Origin of the sequence: Dokdonella aquatica, from assembly GCF_051987395.1 — a bacterium.
In the GTDB taxonomy this organism is placed as follows: domain Bacteria; phylum Pseudomonadota; class Gammaproteobacteria; order Xanthomonadales; family Rhodanobacteraceae; genus Dokdonella.
Genome location: NZ_CP197094.1, coordinates 3,782,004 through 3,800,127 on the forward strand (window position 1 = coordinate 3,782,004; position 18,124 = coordinate 3,800,127).

General features: G+C 69.4%; 18 protein-coding genes, 1 tRNA gene and 1 other RNA gene. 7 read left to right on the plus strand and 13 right to left on the minus strand.

Translation table 11 applies throughout. The features are described 5' to 3' along the window. Positions 1-256 precede the first annotated feature (256 nt). Positions 257-685 carry a hypothetical protein gene (locus ACQQ2N_RS16790; protein WP_440222717.1) on the minus strand — a complete coding sequence of 143 codons (429 nt, stop codon included), beginning with the start codon at positions 683-685 and terminating at the stop codon, positions 257-259. A gap of 170 nt (positions 686-855) precedes the next feature. Here ACQQ2N_RS16790 and ACQQ2N_RS16795 point away from each other — a divergent pair, with 170 nt between their 5' ends. Further along, complete coding sequence (locus tag ACQQ2N_RS16795; protein ID WP_440222718.1) at positions 856-1,890, plus strand: metal-dependent hydrolase; 1,035 nt, start codon at positions 856-858, stop codon at positions 1,888-1,890. Positions 1,891-1,896: 6 nt separating this feature from the next. Here the strand turns inward: ACQQ2N_RS16795 and ACQQ2N_RS16800 are convergent, their stop codons facing one another. The 8 genes from ACQQ2N_RS16800 to ACQQ2N_RS16835 form a co-directional block, all read right to left on the minus strand. Continuing rightward, positions 1,897-2,196: a PepSY domain-containing protein gene (locus tag ACQQ2N_RS16800; protein ID WP_440222719.1), complete on the minus strand. Its 300-nt coding sequence runs from the start codon at positions 2,194-2,196 to the stop codon at positions 1,897-1,899. Between the two features lie 97 nt (positions 2,197-2,293). Continuing rightward, positions 2,294-3,001, minus strand: coding sequence for a YbaY family lipoprotein (locus ACQQ2N_RS16805; protein WP_440222720.1), 708 nt, complete (start codon positions 2,999-3,001; stop codon positions 2,294-2,296). Between the two features lie 30 nt (positions 3,002-3,031). Then, positions 3,032-6,499 (minus strand): transcription-repair coupling factor, encoded by a 3,468-nt coding sequence (gene mfd / locus ACQQ2N_RS16810; protein ID WP_440222721.1) that lies wholly within the window; start codon positions 6,497-6,499, stop codon positions 3,032-3,034. Positions 6,500-6,592: 93 nt separating this feature from the next. Then, positions 6,593-7,726, minus strand: coding sequence for a TIGR03032 family protein (locus tag ACQQ2N_RS16815; protein ID WP_440222722.1), 1,134 nt, complete (start codon positions 7,724-7,726; stop codon positions 6,593-6,595). A 134-nt stretch (positions 7,727-7,860) separates the two neighbouring features. After that, positions 7,861-9,420 (minus strand): IPTL-CTERM sorting domain-containing protein, encoded by a 1,560-nt coding sequence (locus tag ACQQ2N_RS16820; RefSeq protein WP_440222723.1) that lies wholly within the window; start codon positions 9,418-9,420, stop codon positions 7,861-7,863. Positions 9,421-9,579: 159 nt separating this feature from the next. Continuing rightward, positions 9,580-10,140 (minus strand): hypothetical protein, encoded by a 561-nt coding sequence (locus ACQQ2N_RS16825; protein WP_440222724.1) that lies wholly within the window; start codon positions 10,138-10,140, stop codon positions 9,580-9,582. Between the two features lie 65 nt (positions 10,141-10,205). Continuing rightward, the gene (locus ACQQ2N_RS16830) at positions 10,206-10,814 is read right to left on the minus strand and encodes an N-acetyltransferase family protein (RefSeq protein WP_440222725.1); all 609 of its coding nucleotides are present in this window, start codon (positions 10,812-10,814) and stop codon (positions 10,206-10,208) included. A gap of 61 nt (positions 10,815-10,875) precedes the next feature. After that, on the minus strand, positions 10,876-11,958 hold the full coding sequence (locus tag ACQQ2N_RS16835) for a glycosyltransferase family 9 protein (RefSeq protein WP_440222726.1): 1,083 nt from the start codon (positions 11,956-11,958) through the stop codon (positions 10,876-10,878). A gap of 56 nt (positions 11,959-12,014) precedes the next feature. Between ACQQ2N_RS16835 and ACQQ2N_RS16840 the strand changes: the two genes are divergently transcribed. The 3 genes from ACQQ2N_RS16840 to moaA are packed head-to-tail and all read left to right on the plus strand — an operon-like array spanning position 12,015 to position 14,577. Next, positions 12,015-12,767: a 3-deoxy-D-manno-octulosonic acid kinase gene (locus tag ACQQ2N_RS16840; protein WP_440222727.1), complete on the plus strand. Its 753-nt coding sequence runs from the start codon at positions 12,015-12,017 to the stop codon at positions 12,765-12,767. Continuing rightward, positions 12,764-13,534: an MBL fold metallo-hydrolase gene (locus ACQQ2N_RS16845; protein WP_440222728.1), complete on the plus strand. Its 771-nt coding sequence runs from the start codon at positions 12,764-12,766 to the stop codon at positions 13,532-13,534. The genes ACQQ2N_RS16840 and ACQQ2N_RS16845 overlap by 4 nt, the downstream gene beginning before the upstream one ends. Beyond that, a complete protein-coding gene (gene moaA, locus ACQQ2N_RS16850; protein WP_440222729.1) occupies positions 13,531-14,577 on the plus strand; it encodes a GTP 3',8-cyclase MoaA in 1,047 nt (348 codons plus the stop codon). The genes ACQQ2N_RS16845 and moaA overlap by 4 nt, the downstream gene beginning before the upstream one ends. 24 nt (positions 14,578-14,601) lie before the next feature. On the opposite strand, the gene ACQQ2N_RS16855 is transcribed toward moaA, so the two are convergent. Next, positions 14,602-15,606: a hypothetical protein gene (locus ACQQ2N_RS16855; protein ID WP_440222730.1), complete on the minus strand. Its 1,005-nt coding sequence runs from the start codon at positions 15,604-15,606 to the stop codon at positions 14,602-14,604. Continuing rightward, positions 15,606-16,673 carry a hypothetical protein gene (locus ACQQ2N_RS16860; RefSeq protein ID WP_440222731.1) on the minus strand — a complete coding sequence of 356 codons (1,068 nt, stop codon included), beginning with the start codon at positions 16,671-16,673 and terminating at the stop codon, positions 15,606-15,608. Before ACQQ2N_RS16860 ends, ACQQ2N_RS16855 begins: the two co-directional genes overlap by 1 nt. Between ACQQ2N_RS16860 and moaC the strand changes: the two genes are divergently transcribed. Genes moaC through ACQQ2N_RS16875 form a run of 3 tightly spaced genes read left to right on the plus strand, consistent with a single transcriptional unit; the run spans position 16,653 to position 17,820 of the window. Beyond that, entirely contained in the window at positions 16,653-17,144 is a 492-nt protein-coding gene (moaC, locus tag ACQQ2N_RS16865; RefSeq protein ID WP_440222732.1) for a cyclic pyranopterin monophosphate synthase MoaC, read from the plus strand. The two genes, ACQQ2N_RS16860 and moaC, sit on opposite strands and share 21 nt — an antisense overlap. Continuing rightward, the gene (locus ACQQ2N_RS16870) at positions 17,141-17,380 is read left to right on the plus strand and encodes a MoaD/ThiS family protein (protein WP_440222733.1); all 240 of its coding nucleotides are present in this window, start codon (positions 17,141-17,143) and stop codon (positions 17,378-17,380) included. Before moaC ends, ACQQ2N_RS16870 begins: the two co-directional genes overlap by 4 nt. Beyond that, positions 17,377-17,820 (plus strand): molybdenum cofactor biosynthesis protein MoaE, encoded by a 444-nt coding sequence (locus ACQQ2N_RS16875; RefSeq protein ID WP_440222734.1) that lies wholly within the window; start codon positions 17,377-17,379, stop codon positions 17,818-17,820. The genes ACQQ2N_RS16870 and ACQQ2N_RS16875 overlap by 4 nt, the downstream gene beginning before the upstream one ends. A 31-nt stretch (positions 17,821-17,851) precedes the next feature. Here ACQQ2N_RS16875 and ffs read toward each other — a convergent pair. Continuing rightward, positions 17,852-17,948, minus strand: an RNA gene (gene ffs, locus ACQQ2N_RS16880) — signal recognition particle sRNA small type. A 77-nt stretch (positions 17,949-18,025) separates the two neighbouring features. Further along, positions 18,026-18,118: transfer RNA gene (locus ACQQ2N_RS16885), tRNA-Ser, on the minus strand. Positions 18,119-18,124 lie beyond the last annotated feature (6 nt).

Sequence of the window (18,124 nt, forward strand, 5' to 3'; positions counted from 1 at the left end):
GCGGAGCGTGCGTGACCCGTCACGCACGCTCCGGACATGCCGGTTCAAAGCCTGCGCACAGGGCCAGGCGGGATCGGGAGGCGGATTTCCCCTGGTCCGCCTCCCGATCTTTTATGCACAAGCGATGCGTCCACGCCTCGCCGCGACTCCGGTGCTTCCTCGGCGCCGCCGCGATTCTCCCGACGTGATCGATCTTCCGCACATGGCGGAACGCCGCGAACCCGAGGCGCGCGGCATCGTCGAGCGAAGGCCGTGATCAGTCGGTCGCGAACAGCGACGTCGGCGCGCCGTACTTCTGCGGCCAGTCTTCCCAGGCGAGGTCGGTCGGACCGATCGCCTGCGTGACGACGCTCCACGCACCGTCGCGATGCTTGAGCAGGCCAGCATAGAGGTTCGATACGCCGCCGGCGGCCGCAGCCTCCTCAAGTGGCGTGCCCGTGTAGCGGTAGGCGCCACCGCTCGCGTCGAGGAGGTTCGCGGTCGCGAAAGCCCAGTCGCCCGCGATGTTCACGACATCGAGATCGATCGTGACATCCTGCTTGAGTTCGCGCGCGACGGCCGAACGCACGGTCGTCGCGATGGCCTTGGCCTCGGTGGAATCGGGAGCGGGCGAGTGGGGCGGCGTCTGGGCGTTCGTCGTCATGGTCACCAGCGAAAGGCAGAGGAGAAAGGGAAGGGTCTTCATCACGTCCGTGCTCCGGAAGCGTCGTTCGATGGTCACCGATTTATGGCCACGCATGTGTGCAATGGACGTCAGAAAAGCATTGCGATGACGTGAAGCGCGCGGGCATCCCGCGCAAGGCATGCCGATCGTGCACGACCTCGCGACGACGGGGGCTCGGCTATGATCGCGGGATGGATTCGCTGACCCAGATCGTTCTCGGCGGTGCGCTGGCCGCCGCCGTCGTACCCGCCTCCCATCGTCGTCGTGCCCTCGTTGCCGGCGCCGTGTTGGGTACCTTGCCGGATCTCGACGTCGTGCCGCTCGCGCTGTCGGGCGTCGACGCGGTCACCAACATGACCTGGCACCGTGGCCCCTCGCACTCGGTGTTCGTGCTCGCGCTGCTCGGCTGGCTGATCTGGCTGCTCGCGAGGCGTGTCTGGACGCCGGTGCGCGAGCATCCGCGACGATGGTTCGCCGCGATCCAGCTCGCGCTGCTGACGCATCCGATGCTCGATGCGATGACGAGCTACGGCACGCAGCTGTTCTGGCCGATCCCGATGTCGCCGGTCATGGTCAGCAGCATCTTCATCATCGACCCGCTCTACACGCTGCCGCTGCTCGCCGCGTGCGTCGCGGTCGCGATCGTCGGTGCACGCCCCTCGGCACGCGCGTGGCTCGCATTCGGCATCGTCGCATCGAGTGCCTACCTCGCCTGGAGCGTCGCCGCCAAGCACCTCGTCGAACACGCGGCGCGCGAAACCCTCGCGGCCCAGGGCGTGCACGATGCGCGGCTGTACAGCGCGCCGACACCGTTCAACACGCTGCTGTGGCAGGTCGTCGTGCTCACGCCCGACGGTTATCTCACCGCGCAACGCTCGCTCGTCGTCGACGAGGGGCCGCTCGTGTTCTCGCGGCACGCGAGCGATGCCGCGGCGTTCGCCGCCAACGGACACCTCGCGTCGGTCGAGCGCCTGGTGTGGTTCTCGAGCGGCTTCCTGAAGGCGGATGTCCGCGACGGCGTGCTCGTGCTGTCGGACCTGCGCATGGGCGTGGAGCCCGATTACAGCTTCCGTTTCGAAGTCGCGCGGCAGGTGGGAACGGGCTGGGAGGCGATTCCGGTACGCCAACTTCAATGGCCCTGGGACGCACGCGCCAGGCTGGGCGCGTTGTGGGAGCGCATCTGGAGCGTCCCGGCGCCCGCCGCGGAGGCCGCGGCGGCGCCTTGAGCGCGGTCAGTCCATCTCGATCTTGATGATCCTGCCGTTGGTCGCGTCGACTTCGATGTCCCACTCGTCGCCGTTGGCGTCGGTTACCTCGACTTCGTAGACGTAGCCACGGCGGTGCTTCTCGACTTCGCCGTCCTCGAGCTTGCCGCCCGGGTACTTGGCGAGCACGGCGGCTTCGAGCTTGTCGACCGACCACACCGTGCCGGCCTTGACCAGCGCGTCGAGCTCGGCCTTGGGGATGTCCTTGGCGGAGGCCGTGCCGATGCAGGCGAAGGCCAGGGCGACCGCGATCATCGTCTTCTTCATCTCGGCATTCCTGTGCAGGGAAGGGCGCCGCACATGCGGCGTGCCGATTAGAGCGCGACCATGGGGCCCGCGCCTGAATCGTGACGAACCGCGTGGCTCAGGTCCCGCCGGCCGGCGCCGGTGCCGCGGCTGGCGGAACGCGTGTGCACGCGACCGCGGTGGCGCCGTCGAGCGTGAGCTTCGCGGTGTCGCCGGTGGCCTCGAATGCATTGCCGGACGCGTCGGCATGCCGGCCCGCACCTGCGGGAGCGAGTGTCAGCGATCGTTCGCCGACGCTGACGCCGAGTGCGTCGCCGCTGGCCACGGTGCTGACGCGGCGATCGCCACACTGCCACTCCTCGAGACGCGCATCGGCGGTCGGCTCCTCGGCCGACACGCGGATCATGCGGAACGTGACGACATCCTGGCTGGCCGGATCGACGTCCACGCGTGTGTCGGTGACGAACGCGACGCGGCCGTCGGCATCGCGCAGGCTCGCGTGCAGCGAGTAGCTTCCGTCGGCACGGACACGCAGGGGATCGAACGACAGCGAGAACGCGTACGGCGGACCTTGCAGGTCGGTGAAGGCCTTGTCGGCGATGACCGCGCCAGGGTCGTCGGCGAGCAGGTTGTCGACCAGTTCGACCTGCAGTACCGCGCCGGGGACCGCGATGCGCTCGAGGTAGGTGGCCTCGCCACGCAGCACACCGGTCGACGAGGCTATCGCGATCGCCTCGTCCTCCTCGGCGGCAGCGGCCGGCTCCTCGGGACCACGGCAGCCGCCGAGGGTGAGGGTGAGCAGGACGGCGAGGGTCACATGGCGCATGGGCATTCCTCGGGCGACGGGTCGCCCCGATTATGCCGGTTGTTTGCGTGACAACGCAGTCAGGATCTCGCCCGCCGTGCGCAGGCGTTCCGTCGCACCCTCCAGCGGCAGCTTGATGCGCAGCTTGTCCTGTCCGTCGAGCGCGTAGACCTTGGGCAGCGTCTGCACCATGCGGATCACGGTCATCGGATCGACCGCGGGCTTGGGCACGAACACGATGCGGCCCCCGTTCGCTCCGAGCTCGAACTTGCGGATGCCGAGCGGCGTCGCGCGCAGCTTCAGATCGGTCACCGCGAACAGGTGCTTGACCGGATCGGGCAGCAGACCGAAGCGGTCGACCATCTCGACCTGCAGCTCCTGCAAGGCATCCTCGTCGCGCGCGCTCGCGATGCGCTTGTACAGCGTGAGGCGTGCGTTGACGTCGGCGAGGTAGTCGTCGGGGATCAGCGCGGGCAGGTGCAGTTCGATCTCGGCCTCGTGGTCGCTGGTGAGGTCGAAATCCGGCACCTTGCCCGACTTGAGCGCGCGCACGGCGCGATCGAGCATGTCCTGGTACATCGTGAAGCCGACTTCCTCGATCTGGCCCGACTGGCCCTCGCCGAGGAGTTCGCCGGCACCGCGGATCTCGAGGTCATGCGTGGCCAGCGTGAAGCCGGCACCGAGTTCCTCGAGCGAGGCGATCGCCTCGAGGCGCTTCTCGGCATCGGCCGTGATCGCACGGCCTTCCGGCACGATCAGGTAGGCGTAGGCGCGGTGGTGCGAACGCCCGACGCGGCCGCGCAGCTGATGCAGCTGGGCGAGGCCGAAGCGGTCGGCGCGGTTGATGATGATCGTGTTCGCGCTCGGCACGTCGATGCCGGACTCGATGATCGTCGTGCAGACGAGCACGTTGTAGCGCTGGCGGTAGAAGTCGAGCATGGCCTGTTCGAGTTCGCGCTCGGGCATCTGGCCGTGGGCGACGCGCACGCGCGCGTCGGGCACGAGCGCCTCGAGTTCGCGCGCGGTCTTCTCGATCGTGTCGACCTCGTTGTGCAGGAAGTAGACCTGTCCGCCGCGCTGCAGCTCGCGCTGGAAAGCCTCGCGCACGAGCGCGACATCCCAGGTGCCGACGAACGTCTTCACGGCCAGGCGGTGGGCCGGTGGCGTGGCGATGATCGAGAGGTCGCGCAGGCCGGCCATGGCCATGTTGAGCGTGCGCGGGATCGGCGTCGCGGTCAGCGTGAGCAGGTCGACCTCGGCGCGCAGCTTCTTGAGCTGCTCCTTCTGACGCACGCCGAAGCGCTGTTCCTCGTCGACGATGACCAGGCCGAGCTGCTTGAAGCGCACGTCGGGCTGCAGCAGCTTGTGGGTGCCGATCATGATGTCGATCTGCCCGTCGCGCAGCTTGTCGAGCGCAGCGTCGGTCTCCTTCTTCGACTTGAAGCGCGACAGCACCTCGACGCGGATCGGCCAGTCGGCGAGGCGGTCGCGGAAGTTCTGGTAGTGCTGCTGAGCGAGCAGCGTGGTCGGCGCGAGCAGGGCGACCTGCTTGCCGGCGATCGCGGCGACGAATGCGGCGCGCAGCGCGACCTCGGTCTTGCCGAAGCCGACGTCGCCGCAGACCACGCGGTCCATCGGGCGCGCCGCGCGCAGGTCGGCGATGACCGCCTCGATCGCCTGCAGCTGGTCGGGCGTCTCCTCGAACGGAAATGCGGCGGCGAACTGGTCGTACATGAGGCGATCGGCCTCGATCGACGTGCCCTGGCGCGCCTCGCGCTGTGCATAGATCGCGAGCAGCTCGGCGGCAACGTCGCGTACCTTTTCTGCCGCCTTGCGCTTGGCGCGTTCCCAGGCTTCGCCACCGAGCGAATGCAGCGGCGCGAGTTCGGGCGCCGTGCCCGAGTAGCGGCTGACCAAATGCAGCTGCGACACCGGCACGTAGAGGCGGTCGCCCTTGGCGTACTCGATCGCGAGGAACTCGCCGTCCTGGCCGCCGACGTCGAGCTTGAGCAGGCCCTGGTAGCGGCCGACGCCGTGATCGACATGCACGATCGGCGCGCCGATCGCGAGTTCGGTGAGGTCGCGGATGATCGCTTCGGGATCGCGCGCCGCGCGCTTGCGGCGGCGGCTCTGCTGGACGCGCTCGCCGAGCAGTTCGCGCTCGGTCAGCACGGTCAGCGCGGGGTCGGTCAGCGCGAAGCCCTGCTCGAGCGAGGCGACCGTGATCGCGAGGCGTGCGTCGCCGGCGGCGAAGTCGCGCCACGACGGCACGGTGACGGGACGCGTGCCCGCGCCGGCGAGCAGCTCGATCAGCGCTTCGCGGCGGCCGGCCGAGTCGGTCGCGAGCAGCACGCGGCCGCGGTAAGCCTCGAGGAAGCGCTGCAGGTCCTCGGCGGGCGCTTCGTGCTTGCGGTTGAGCGGTACCGACGGTGCGGGTTGCGTGCCGAGATCGGCGGCGTGATCGTCCTCGCCGCGTGCGAGCACGTCGACGCGACGCTGCCGGTTGAGCTCTTCGCGCAGCTGCTGCGGCGGCAGGTACAGCTCCGCGACCGGCAGGATCGGACGCTCGACGTCGTGTGCGCGTTGCTCGTAGCGGTCGGACGCCTGGGTCCAGAAGCCTTCGGCGGCGTCGAGCGCTCCGGGGCCGAGCACGAACAGCGCATCGTCGTCGAGGTAGTCGAACAGGGTTCCGGGCGGACCGAACGTGCTGCCCTCGAAGAACAGCGGCAGGTAGTACTCGATGCCGGCCGGCGCCGTGCCTTCCTTGATGTCCTGATAGAGCGGGCAGCGTCGCGGATCGATCGGGAAGCGCTCGCGCAGCGTGTTGCGGAACGCGCGCGCGGTCTCCTCGGTCAGCGGGAATTCGCGCGCCGGCAGCAGCTGCACGCGTTCGACCTTCGCGTCGGAGCGCTGGGTTTCCGGATCGAACGTGCGGATCGAGTCGATCTCGTCGTCGAACAGCTCGATGCGGTACGGCACCGCGCTGCCCATCGGGTAGATGTCGAGGATCGCGCCGCGGATCGCGAAATCGCCCGGCTCCTGCACCTGCGGCACGTTGCGGTAGCCGGCGGCCGAGAGGCGGCGCTGTTCGTCGCCGAGGTCGATGCGCTCGCCGGCCGCGATGACGAGACCCGAACCGGCGATGTAGCTGCGTGGCGCGAGCCGCTGCATGAGCGTGCCGACGGGGACCACGAGCACGCCGCGCGACAGCGCGGGCAGGCGGTACAGCGTCGCGACGCGCTGCGAAACGATGTCCGGGTGCGGTGCGAACAGGTCGTAGGGCAGGGTTTCCCAGTCCGGGAACTGCAGCACCTCGAGTTGCGGGTCGGCGAACACGCCGAGTTCGGCTTCGAGCGTGTGCGCGGCATGCGTGTCGCGCGTGACGACGACGACGAGGCCTTCATGGCGCCGCGCGGCGTCGGCGATCGCGAGCGCGAGCGCGGACCCGTCCGGCGTGATCCATTGGCGGCGCTGGCGGGCGTTGGGGGGAAGCGGCGTGGTGATCAGGGCAGTCGACATCGGGGCGTGGCAAAAGGACGGCATCGCCGGGGCGTTCGCCGCCAGCGTGAAGTCCCGCAGTCTAGCGCGTGGCGGTCGCCGTCGCCCGCGCCGTCAGCGCGCGCCGTATCCCGCCGCAGGCGTGGCCGGCTTCGCATCGTCGGCTTTCGGCGGCGAGAGCTGCACCTCGCGCAAGGCCGCATCGGGCAGCGAATACGCGCTCGCGAGCAGATCGCCTTCGTGCACGATCTCGGGAAACAGCACGCCCTGGATCGCCTGCACGGCGAAGATCTCCTGCACGCCGCCCGTGAACTTGAGCAGGGCGACCGTGCGGCCGGTGTGGATGTGCACGGCCCAGACGCCGCTGAGGCGGTCGCTGTTGTCCTCGGTGATCGGGATGTCGGTAAACGCATTGGTCTCGCGCAGCTGCGAGAGGCCGATGAAGGCGATCGGGCCGAGGAAGTCGATGCCGCGTGCAAAGCCCGGCACGCGGGCGACGTCGGTGCGCTCCCCGGTCTTCGGATCGACCGTCACCAGTGCGCCACGGCCCGACTCGAGCACCCACAGGCGACCGTCGTACCAGCGTGGCGAATGCGGCATCGACAGGCCTCGGGTGACCACCTCGTCGCTCTCGATGTCGACCAGCAGGCCACCATCGCGCTTGTTGACGCGCCAGCCCTGCGGTGTGTTCGTCTCGCCGAGCGCGGTGACGTAGCGCGGCTTGCCGTCGCGCATCGCGAGGCCGTTGAGGTGGCAACGGTCCTCGGGCGCATAGTGGCTCACGAAGCGCGGACGCCAGCGCGGCACGAAGCTCGAGCGCTCGTCGAGCGTGCACAGGCACGAGAACAGCGTGTTGACGTACCAGGTGTCGCCGTTCGCGTCCCAGGCCATCTCGTGGATGTCGATGGCGCCCGTGATGTGGCCCGAGCGCGCCATGTAGACCGCGTCGTGGCGCGGCGGATCCTGCAGGCGCTTCGCCACGTCGGGCATGTTGCGGAACGTCGCGATCTCCACGCGCGCGCCCAGCACGAGGCGCTCGCGATCGGCCACGAGACCCATCGGCCGGTTGAACGAGCGGAAGTGCGTGTTGATGCTGGCACCGTCGGGACGCAGGATCACGAGCTTGCCGGCCTGGTACGTCGTCACGAGCAGGCAACCGCCGAGCTGGCGCAGCAGCTCGGGGAAATTCGTCGTGTGGACGCTCGCGAGCACTTGCTGGGCGGGGGCTTCGGCGTTCGTGTCGGTCATGCGTGGCACCTTCGTCGTTCGTCCGGGGCCGCTTCGCGCATCGTCGGACCCGGCAAGAAAAAGGGCGACCGACGGTGATCGGTCGCCCTCGAAAGAAAGGTCACGGGCGCACGCGAGCGCCCGCGACGTGACACTCAGCGCGGTGCGCGTTCCTCACGCTGCCGGCGCCAGCCGAACAGGCCGAGCAGGCCTGCCATGAGCGCGAGCGCCCATGTGGACATCGTCGGCAACGCGACCGCTTCGGGCTCGGGCCCGCCGCCGCCCGCCTGTGTCTCGTACGCGCCGATGTCGGCCGCCGTTCCGGAGACGCGCGGGAAACCCTCGCCACGCTGGTCGGTTTCCAGGGCTGCCGCGTTGTTTCCTGCATCGATCGCCGGGCTTCCCGTGCCGAGCGCATGCGTCTGCGTCGGTCCGCCGTTGTTGGCGAGCGGGGCAAGCAGCGGATTGCCGCTGAGCGTGCCGGGCGGCAACGTCAGCGTCGAGGAGCCGACGAGTGCGTTCGCGCCGGTGACGGCTGCCCCCGTGGTGCCGCCGAGATCGGCGCCGAACAGCGTGCCGCCGCCCGAATTGCCGAACAGGATCGAACTGCCGATGTTGGCCGCGCCGACACCCTGCGGCGCGCTGTCCTTGCCTCCCTTGCCGATCAGGATCACCACGCCGCCGCCCTCGGCGCCGTAGGTGCCGGAGCTGTTGGAGGCGTTGGCCGTGTTCAGCGTGATGGTGCTGTTGGTCAGCGAGCCGATCGCGCCCGCCGCGACGCCGCCACCGTAGCTCGCCGCGTTGCCGCTGATCGTCGAGTTGGAAATGGTGAGCACGCCACCGGCCGACACGCCGCCGCCGAAACCGGCGCCGTAGTACGTGTAGCCACCGTAGGTGTAGCTGCCGTTCGAGCGCGCGGTGTTGCCCGAGATCGTGCTGCTCGTGATCGAGACGTTGCCGTTGGCGTACACGCCGCCGCCGATGCCGTCGTACTTGCTGCTGTCGGCGAGATTGCCGCTGATCGTCGAGTTGACGATCGTGACATTGCCGTCGGCGAAGATGCCGCCGCCGCTGGCGTACTTGCCGTTGGAGGTCGAGTTGGTCACCGCGGAATCGGTGAGGACGACGCTGCCGCCGTTGGCAGTCCAGATGGCGCCGCCGGCGGCATCTAGATAGTAACCGTTGGTCAGCGTGAGGCCGGTCACGGAGAGGGTTCCGTAACCACCGTACTCCGCACCGAAGAAGTCGAACGCGGTGCCGCCGCCCGCCGCGTCGATCGTGAGCGCCGCGGCACCCGGACCGATCACGCTGAGGTTGTCGACGTTGACCGCGAGGCCGCCCGTGGTCAGGGTGATCGAGCTGCACGTCAGCGCGCTGAGGTCGACGACGTCGCCATCGACCGCATTGGCGATGACGTCGCGCAGCGTGCCGGCACTGCCGTCATCCGCGCACGACGTGACCGGGGTGGTTCCCGCGGGACGCGGCGCGACGGTGCGGGCCTTCTCCCAGCCGGCTTCGAGGCGCGCACGCTGGATCTGCTCGAATCCGTCACCGGTACGGCGCAGGCGCTCGAAGAGCGGCTTGGGTTCGGCGCGGTTGCCCTTCTCGCGGGCGACGGTCTCGGTCGAGGCGGTCGTGCCGACCGCGAAGGCGAGTGCGACGCAGGCAGCCAGCGGCGTGAGGCGCAGGCCGGCCGTGCGGAACGTATCGTTCATCAGGTTTTTCCCCAGGGTGATCGCGTGGAGGAGCGGTCGCCGCCGCCCCGAGACTGCATGCACCCGGACATCTCCCTCCGGGACCATGCGTTTCATGACACCGTCATCGAGCTTAACACCCGTTTCCGGGCAGACCAACCCGTACGTTCGCGAATGGCATCAGCGGCTGATCACGGGATCCGCGGGTACGGCACGGCGGCGCAGCGACGCGCCACGGAAGTACTGCAACCGCACATCGAGTCCGCGGGCACTGCGACCGACGTACACGAGCCGCACGCCCGGGCCGCGCCACACCGGCACGTCGGCCAGGGCATGGCGGAAGCGCGGATTCTCGAGCTCGACGACGATGCCGACGCAGGGGTAGTCGTTCGCGACCGCGTAGTCCTCCAGGCAGCGCACGGCCTCGATGATCAACGCGCGCACGACGAGGCTCGATCGCCACGCTTCGGCGACGAACGACCGGTAGTGGTACATCGGTTGGCCGGTCTGGGCGAGCGTGTCGGCGTACACGGTGCACACGCCGACCACGGCACCGTCAGCGTCGCGTGCGTGCGCGACGACCTGGCCGAGGCGCTCCCGCGCGCGCGGTTCGTCGCCGAGCGCGCCTTCGCGCAGCCACAACTGGACGATCGCCTCGCCGTCGGCGTCGGCGAGGCACTGCCAGTCACGGACGACGCTGAACGAACGTTCCTCGCCGGTGGATTCCCCGGGTACCAGCATGCGTGCCCCCTCGACATCGTGGACGCGAGACTGTGCGCGAAAGCGGTGGGGATATCCAGCCGGCGTCAGAGATCCAGTGTCAGTCGCAGCACGCCGGGGTCGCCCGGCGTCGGCGTACGCGCGAAGGCGAGCCGGTCGGTCAGCGCGAGCATCGGCGTGTTCTCGACGAGCACGTCACCCCACATTCCGAGCATGCCGCGGGCACGGCTCGCATCGACGAGTTCGAGCATGAGCGCGAGGCCGAGTCCCTGGCCGATGAAGGCCGGATCGACCGCGATGCCGAACTCGGCCGTTGCCGATACCGGATCGAAATGCACGCGTGCCTCGGCACGGATCTCGCCGCCGTCCGCGTCGGTGACCACGAACGCCGCCGTCTTCTCGGGGTCGGCGTTGCACATGTAGCGCGCGACCGGCTCGGGAAGTTCGTTGAGCGCGTGGAACACGCGCATGCGCACCTGTTCGGGGGTCATGCGCGAGAAGGCACGCCGCAGTGCGTCCACGTCATCGGGGCGGATGGGTCTCAGGACCAGAGGTCGCCCATCACGTGCGGCGAGGGCGCGACCCCGTGATGTCGCGTCCTGGCGCGGCAGGCTCGCACTCTCGGAGCGCCGCGGTGGACGCAATGCGGAGCGGTAGGACGAATCGGGGGGCTCGGGCAGCATGGGCATCATCATGCAATGATGCGGTGCACAATTCGAGCCAGCCACCTAGTGCCGGCCCGGGATTCAGCTCCCGTCAAGTTCGCTGAATGCGTGGCGGCACCGTCGCCGCGAACGTCTCGAGACGCTCGATCACGTCCTCGACCGTGATGAGGTCCATGACGCCCACGTGTTCGAGCTTGGTGCCCCAAGGCAGTGCACTGGCCGGTTTGCGGCGGTACTTGCGCGCGGCGTCGTCGTAACGGTTCACGCACCACTGGCGGTCCGAATAAGGCCCCGAGCGGTCCGGATTGCTCGCCGCGTGCAGGCCCAGAACGGGCGTGCCGACCGCATTCGCCATGTGCATCGGTCCCGAATCGGGGCACAGCACGAGGTCGGCGCGGCGCAGCAGCGCAAGCAGCTGCTTGAGCGTGTCCTTGCCGATGAGGTCGACCGGACGCGTCTGCATGTGCGAAAGGATCTCGTCACCGAACTCGCGCTCGAACACGCTCGGGCCGCCGCACAGCACGACGCGCCAGCCCATCTCGTGGGCGGCATGGTCGGCAACCGCGGCGTAGCGCTCCGCGCGCCAGTTGCGCAGGCGGTGGCTCGAGGCCGGGCTGATCAGCAGCGTGCGCGGTCCCGCGGGCAACGCATGGGCGGCGAACGCTTCGGCCGCCTCCGGGATCGGTATGTCCCAGCGCACCGCGGTCTGCTGCAGGCCCAGCGGCTCGACGAAGCTCGCCATGGCATCGAGCACATGCTCGCCGCTGCGCGCCGGAATGCGGCAATTGATGAACAGGCCGTGCAGATCCTTGGAGCGCTTGCGGTCATAGCCGATGCGCAGCGGCGATTTCACGAGCACGCTGAGAAGGTTGGCGCGCAACGCGATCTGCATGTGCAGCAGGGCGTCGAAGCGTCGTCCGGCGAGCTTCTCGCGAACGGAGCGGAAACCTTCGCGGCGTGCGGCCTTGTCGAACACGATGAAGTCGACGCCGGGCAGATCGCCGACCAGCTTGTGCTCGAGTTTGCCGACCAGCCACGTGATCGTCGTGTCGGGCCAGTGTTCCTGCAGCGTGCGCACGAGCGGCACCACGTGGGTGACGTCGCCGATCGCCGAGGTGCGCAGGATGCACAGCGACCCGACCGGGGCGCTGCTGGAGGAAGGGGCGCGGGACATGCAGGCCTTGCTAGACTCCGGCCGGAAACGCCGAAAGGCGAGACCTTCGCAGAGCGATGATCCGAGCGCAAGTCCAGCCCACGCCGACCGGCGCGATCCTGTTCGACGCCACCGCGGTGCAGCACGTCGACGAGGCGTGGTTCGAGCCTGCGCACTGGCAGGCGTCGTCGACGGCGAGCACGCAGTCGGGTGGTCGCGGCGGCGTCGTGTTCTTCGAGGCGCCGTTCGGTGCCGGCGTGCTGCGCCATTACCGCCGCGGCGGCCTCGTCGGCAGACTCAACGCCGATCATTACCTGTGGACCGGTCGCCGCCGCACGCGCGGCTTCCGCGAGTTCACCTTGCTTGCCCAGCTGCACGATGCAGGGTTGCGCGTGCCCGCCCCGTTGTTCGCGCGATACGTGCGTGAGGGCCTGCGCTACCGCGCCGACCTGGTGACGCGACGCATCCCGGGTGCGCGGACGCTGGCCGAGCGCAGCCTGGCCGGCGATGTGGACGCCGCGCTCGCCGCCCGCGTTGGCCGCACGCTGGCGGGTTTCCACGTCCGAGGTGCCTGGCACGCCGATCTCAACGCGCACAATGTCGTCGTCGACGGCGCGGGGGAGATCTGGTTGCTCGACTTCGACCGCGGCCGCATGCGACCGCCGGCGATGCCGTGGCAGCAGGCCAACCTCGAACGGCTGCACCGTTCGCTGGCCAAGATCGGGGCGATCAAGCGCCTCGAAGGTTTCGATGCGCGTTTCTGGCATCCGCTGCTCGCGGCCTACCACCGCGTGCTCGCCGATCGCGCCGCGCGTGGCGACGCGCCATGAGCTTCGGCCTGCACATCCTCGGTGTCGGCAATGCGAGTGCGGTCGAGCTCGGGTCGTCGTCGGCGGTCGTCGAACGCGACGGCGCGCCGCTGCTCATGATCGACTGTGGTCCCGAGGCGCTGACCGGTTATCTCGATCATTACGGCGAACCGCCGCGCGCGATCTACCTCACGCATGCGCACATGGATCACGTCGGCGGTCTCGAGCGCCTGTTCTACACGGTGTTCTTCGATGCGGCGCGACGGGGCAGGGTCCGTCTCTATGTGCATGCCGCGCTCGTTCCCGTGCTGCAGGCGCGCGTCGCCGACTACCCCGAGGTGCTTGCCGAGGGCGGCGCGAATTTCTGGGACGGCTTCCAGCTCGTGCCGGTCTCGCGCGGCTTCTGGCACGAGCGCGTCTGGTTCGACGTGTTCCCGACGCGCCATCACGCGCCGATGACCTCGTTCGGCCTATCGCTGCTCGGCAGCCTGGTCTGGACCGGCGATACGCGGCCGATCCCCGAGATGCTCGCGGCCCACGCCGCACACGGCGAGATCGTCGCCCACGATTGTGTTCTGGAAGGCAACCCCTCACATAGCGGGATCGACGACCTCGAGCGCGAGTATCCACCCGCGTTGCTGGCGCGGCTGTTGCTGTACCACTATGGTTCGGTCGCCGAGGCCGAGGCGCTGGCCCGGCGTGGCCATCGCGTCGCGGTGCGCGGGGATCGCCTCGCGCTCGCCGATCCGCATGCCGATGTCGTCCTCGCCACAGGAGGCCCTGCGTGAGCCGTCCCGTCATCCCGATCCGCGTCGACACCGCGCCTCCGCGCGATCGCCGCGCGCGCGCGTTGACGGACCTGCGCATCTCGGTGATCGATCGCTGCAACTTCCGCTGCCCTTACTGCATGCCGGAAGAGGATTACCCGCGCGACCACGAATTCCTCAGCAAGGCGCAGCGCCTGCGTTTCGAGGAGGTCGAGCGCCTCGTCGGCGTGTTCGCCGGGCTCGGCGTGCGCAAGCTGCGCCTGACCGGCGGTGAGCCGCTGCTGCGGCGCGACCTTCCCGAACTCGTCCGCAGGCTGGCCGCGGTGCCGGGCATCGACGACATCGCGATGACGACCAACGGCGCGTTGCTGCCGATGCACGCGAAGGCACTGCGCGAGGCCGGCCTCGGTCGCATCACGCTGAGCGTGGACTCGCTCGACTCGAAGACCTACCGCGAGCTTTCCGGAGGCCGCGGCGAGGTCGACGACGTGTTCGCCGCGATCGAGTCCGCACGCGACGCCGGCTTCGGCCCGCTCAAGATCAACTGCGTGGTCATGCGTGGCATCAACGACCACGAGGTGCCCGACCTCGTCGCGCGCTTCCGCGGCACCGGCCACATCCTGCGCTTCATCGAGTACATGGACGTGGGCACCTGCAACGCCTGGCGCCACGAGCGCGTCGTGCCGAGCGCCGATCTGCGCACGTCAATCGCGGCACGCTGGCCGTTGCGCGCACTGTCCGCGAACTATGGGAGCGAAGTCGCGCAACGCTGGGCGCTCGCCGACGGCAGCGCCGAGATCGGCTTCATCAGCTCGGTCAGCGAGCCGTTCTGCGGCGACTGCACCCGCGCGCGCCTGTCGGCGGACGGGCGCCTCTACACCTGCCTGTTCGCCTCGAGCGGCCACGATCTCCGCGGTCCGCTGCGTGCCGGCGCGACCGATGCCGAGCTCGCCGGGCTCGTCGGCGCGGTCTGGACCGCGCGCGGCGACCGCTACAGCGAGATCCGCGGCGCCGCCGAGGCCATGCCGCGGCGGCATGTCGAGATGTACGAGATCGGCGGCTGAGTTTCGCGGATTCCCGGAGGAGGCTCAGTCTTCCGTGAGGGCCTGCCACGCGCGCCCGTCGAAGCCATCCGCGGGGAAACGCACGAGCTGGATCTCGCGCACGCCGGCGATGCCTTCGGCCGGTACGCGATACGCACGGACCAATATGCGGTCGTGCGCGGCGTGGACTTGCTGGGGCAGGCCGGCCGGCGGGTACAGCGTGTACCCCGACGCGGATTCGCCCGCATCGATCGTGAAGCCGCGTTCGGAGGCGTCGAGCCACAGCATCGTGAAGCTCTGTGCCGGCGAGGTGCTCGCACCCGGGAAGGCGAGGTCGAGTGTCCTGCAGGCCTCTTCGGGACCGATGCAGTTCACCCGGTAACGGCGCGCACCTGCGGGCGGAGCCGGGGGCGGCGGATCGACGTAGGGGGTCGAAGGAGGCACGATGTCGTACGCCTCCGGCCCCGCGAGCGCGTCGAGGCGCAGGTGGGTCACCGTTTCGAAGTGCCCGCCGTTCGCCCTGTCCTGCCGCGCGATCGCGAGCCAGTCACCCGCGTAGTCGCGCGGCGCACGCAGCGGCGCACCCTGCAGCCAGGCGACGAGCGGGATCGGCGTGCCGCCGTCGAGCGAGAACCGGGCCGTGCGGCTCGACGTGAACGTCACGCGCATCGTGCCGTGCGGCGTCCAGGTCGGTGCGAGATAGGCGCAGGTGAGGCAGGCGCCGCCGGTCAGTACCGCGTGCAGCGGCGTCTCGAGCGTCGCGATGACGGCGTCGTCGCGTACCTGCAGCGCCGAGGCGGGCTGGAGCCTGCCCTGGAAGTAGTACCAGACCGGGCGACCCGCTTCGAACGTCGACCACGTGCCCGCCGCGATGCCGTTGTCGGCGACATCGAGATTCAGGTTGCCGAACGCCGAACCGGGTTGGTACCAGCCGCCCGTCGCGGGAGTGGGCGACCATGCGGGTTCGAGCGCTTCACCGGCCTGGACCGAGGGAGTGGCCTTGATCGCGACGAGCATGAGGATCGCGGAAAGAACGTGGCGGGCAGGCATCACGGCGCATCCTCCGGCGTGGCGATCCTGAACAGGCCATCCGGCAGGCGGATCAGGCTCATGGCCAGCGACGTCGCGGCGGTCCTGCGGACGACGATGCGATCCTGGCTGCCGTAGGCCGCCGGATAGGGCTCCACGGTCCCCAAACCCAGATCGAATACGCGTTCCATGCGCCCGGATTCGTCGGCGTCGAACCACAGGTAGAGTTCGGAAGCGCAGAAATGGACGCACGGAACGCTTGCCCCGAGCGCGCCGTTCCACTGCGCGCAGGCCTGGACCGGGCGGATGCAGGACATTGCGTACTCGCGTCGTCCCAGGCCGTTCGCACGGGCTTGCAGGCGCATGGTCACGACGGACTGGTAGTCGACTCCTGTTTCCGAGGTGACGCGTGTCGCGGCGATCCAGTCGCCCGTGTAGTCACGCTGCGGAAGGAGGGGAGGACCCTGCATCCAGGCCACGAGGGGGATCCGCGTGGTCCCCGAGATGAACGTCGCGGCGCGCGTCGAGGTGAACTCGAGCCGCATCGAACGATCCGAGACCCATTGCGGCGGGACGTAGGGACAGGTCGGGCAGGCGCTGCCGGTCGCGGCTTCGTACAAGGGCGCCACGACCACCGCGACGATGCCGTCGGCCTCGGCGTCGGCGAAACTGCGATGGGTGACGGGGGCCTGGAAGTAGTACCAGACCGGGCGGCCGTCCCTGTAGGTCGACCATGTGCCCGCGACGAGGCCGTCGTCGCCGATGTCGAAGTTGAGGTTTCCGAAGTTGCTGCCCTGCTGGTACCAGCCGCCGGCGGCGGGACGGATGTCCGGCGCGGCGGACCGTGCATGGGCCGCGTTCCGGACGGGCATCAGGGCCCCGAGCAGGATCAGCAGGAGAGGCAGGAATGTCGGCAGGCGTGGCATAGTGCTTCCTTGCGTCAGGTCAAGGCGCGGCGCAGTCCCGGGTACCGTGCACGGGGCGTGCTTTCGGAAGCTACGCGAAATGGCTGCAGAAGTCCCAACGGTCGTGTCTTGTTGCCTTGGCGGGCCGACGCAGGCGCGCGCATGAGCGCGGGATTCACCCATCTCGACGCCGGGGGCCGTCCCGCGATGGTCGACGTCGGCGCCAAGCAGGCCACCGCGCGCACGGCCGTGGCCGAAGCCACGGTCGAGTTCCCCGTCGAGGTCGCGGAAGCCCTGCGCCAGGACGGGTTGCGTTCGGCGAAGGGCCCCGTCGTCGACACCGCGATCATCGCGGGCACGATGGCGGCCAAGCGCACGCACGAGCTGATTCCGTTCTGCCATCCGCTCGGCATCGAGAAGTGCCGCATCGAGGCCGACTTCGTCTCGCCGACCGAACTGCGCATCCGCTGCGAGGTCGCGGTGACCCACAAGACCGGTGTCGAGATGGAGGCGCTGACCGGCGCGAGCGTCGCCGCGCTGACCGTCTACGACATGTGCAAGGCGCTCAGCCACGCGATCGTGATCCGCGACGTGCGCCTCGTCGACAAGCACGGCGGCAAGCGCGACGTGGTTGCAGGCGAGGTCCAGCGATGACCTACCGCCTGCTGTACTTCGCGAGCCTCGCCGATGCGGCGCGGCGCGATGTGGAGACGGTCGAGTCTGCGGCCGTCGATCCGGCGGCGCTGTACGCCGAGGTCGCCGCGCGGCACGGCTTCGTGCTCGCGCGCGAACGCCTGCGCGTGGCCGTCAACGGCGCGATCGTCGGCTGGCACCATGCGCTCGCCGACGGCGACGAGATCGTGTTCCTGCCACCGGTGTCGGGAGGATGAAGCGCTTCGCCCTGTCCGATGCCGCGATCGACGCGGCGACCGAGAAGGCCGTGCTCGACCACGCCGCCGCAGGCGCGTGTGCGATCTTCGAAGGCTGGGTGCGCAACCACAACGAAGGCCGCGCCGTGCTGCGCCTCGACTACCAGGCCTATGCCGCGCTCGCCGATGCCGAGGGCGAGGCCATCCTCGCCGAGGCCGTCCAGCGTTTCGCGTTGCGCGCTGCACGCAGCGTGCACCGCACGGGCAGCCTCGCGATCGGCGACATGGCGGTGTGGGTCGGCGTGAGCGCGGACCACCGTGGAGCGGCGTTCGAGGCCTGCCGCTGGATCATCGACGAGGTCAAGCTGCGCGTGCCGATCTGGAAGCGCGAGCATTACGCGGACGGCGATTCCGGCTGGCTGCATCCGGACAACACGCCGGTCGCCGCGAAGCAGCGCTGAGGGAAAGGCATGGGGGAGATGAGGGTGGCGACCCCGCCAGCCACACCCCGGCACCCGAATCACTTGCTGCCGTTGCTTCCTTCCGGACCTGGCGGAGTTCACAAGCTATCGTCGCGAGGGGACCGACGGGGCCACCATAAGACGTGCGCGCTTCCGGCGCGTCTGCGGACGGTGCACGAGGCGTTCCATCCGGTACCACGGGAACTGGCGGAGAGAGCGGGATTCGAACCCGCGAAGCGGGGTTTAGCCGCTTACACACTTTCCAGGCGTGCTCCTTCAACCACTCGGACACCTCTCCGTCCAC

What these genes read in the sequence shown, in the direction of transcription:
- ACQQ2N_RS16870 (WP_440222733.1), top strand. Translation starts at nt 17,141, where the DNA reads ATGACCTACCGCCTGCTGTACTTCGCGAGCCTCGCCGATGCGGCGCGG.
- ACQQ2N_RS16825 (WP_440222724.1), bottom strand. Translation starts at nt 10,140, where the DNA reads ATGCTGGTACCCGGGGAATCCACCGGCGAGGAACGTTCGTTCAGCGTC.
- ACQQ2N_RS16860 (WP_440222731.1), bottom strand. Translation starts at nt 16,673, where the DNA reads ATGGGTGAATCCCGCGCTCATGCGCGCGCCTGCGTCGGCCCGCCAAGG.
- ACQQ2N_RS16800 (WP_440222719.1), bottom strand. Translation starts at nt 2,196, where the DNA reads ATGAAGAAGACGATGATCGCGGTCGCCCTGGCCTTCGCCTGCATCGGC.
- ACQQ2N_RS16820 (WP_440222723.1), bottom strand. Translation starts at nt 9,420, where the DNA reads ATGAACGATACGTTCCGCACGGCCGGCCTGCGCCTCACGCCGCTGGCT.
- ACQQ2N_RS16795 (WP_440222718.1), top strand. Translation starts at nt 856, where the DNA reads ATGGATTCGCTGACCCAGATCGTTCTCGGCGGTGCGCTGGCCGCCGCC.
- ACQQ2N_RS16835 (WP_440222726.1), bottom strand. Translation starts at nt 11,958, where the DNA reads ATGTCCCGCGCCCCTTCCTCCAGCAGCGCCCCGGTCGGGTCGCTGTGC.
- ACQQ2N_RS16845 (WP_440222728.1), top strand. Translation starts at nt 12,764, where the DNA reads ATGAGCTTCGGCCTGCACATCCTCGGTGTCGGCAATGCGAGTGCGGTC.
- ACQQ2N_RS16790 (WP_440222717.1), bottom strand. Translation starts at nt 685, where the DNA reads ATGAAGACCCTTCCCTTTCTCCTCTGCCTTTCGCTGGTGACCATGACG.
- ACQQ2N_RS16815 (WP_440222722.1), bottom strand. Translation starts at nt 7,726, where the DNA reads ATGACCGACACGAACGCCGAAGCCCCCGCCCAGCAAGTGCTCGCGAGC.
- ACQQ2N_RS16805 (WP_440222720.1), bottom strand. Translation starts at nt 3,001, where the DNA reads ATGCGCCATGTGACCCTCGCCGTCCTGCTCACCCTCACCCTCGGCGGC.
- ACQQ2N_RS16840 (WP_440222727.1), top strand. Translation starts at nt 12,015, where the DNA reads ATGATCCGAGCGCAAGTCCAGCCCACGCCGACCGGCGCGATCCTGTTC.
- mfd (WP_440222721.1), bottom strand. Translation starts at nt 6,499, where the DNA reads ATGTCGACTGCCCTGATCACCACGCCGCTTCCCCCCAACGCCCGCCAG.
- moaC (WP_440222732.1), top strand. Translation starts at nt 16,653, where the DNA reads ATGAGCGCGGGATTCACCCATCTCGACGCCGGGGGCCGTCCCGCGATG.
- ACQQ2N_RS16875 (WP_440222734.1), top strand. Translation starts at nt 17,377, where the DNA reads ATGAAGCGCTTCGCCCTGTCCGATGCCGCGATCGACGCGGCGACCGAG.
- ACQQ2N_RS16855 (WP_440222730.1), bottom strand. Translation starts at nt 15,606, where the DNA reads ATGCCTGCCCGCCACGTTCTTTCCGCGATCCTCATGCTCGTCGCGATC.
- ACQQ2N_RS16830 (WP_440222725.1), bottom strand. Translation starts at nt 10,814, where the DNA reads ATGATGATGCCCATGCTGCCCGAGCCCCCCGATTCGTCCTACCGCTCC.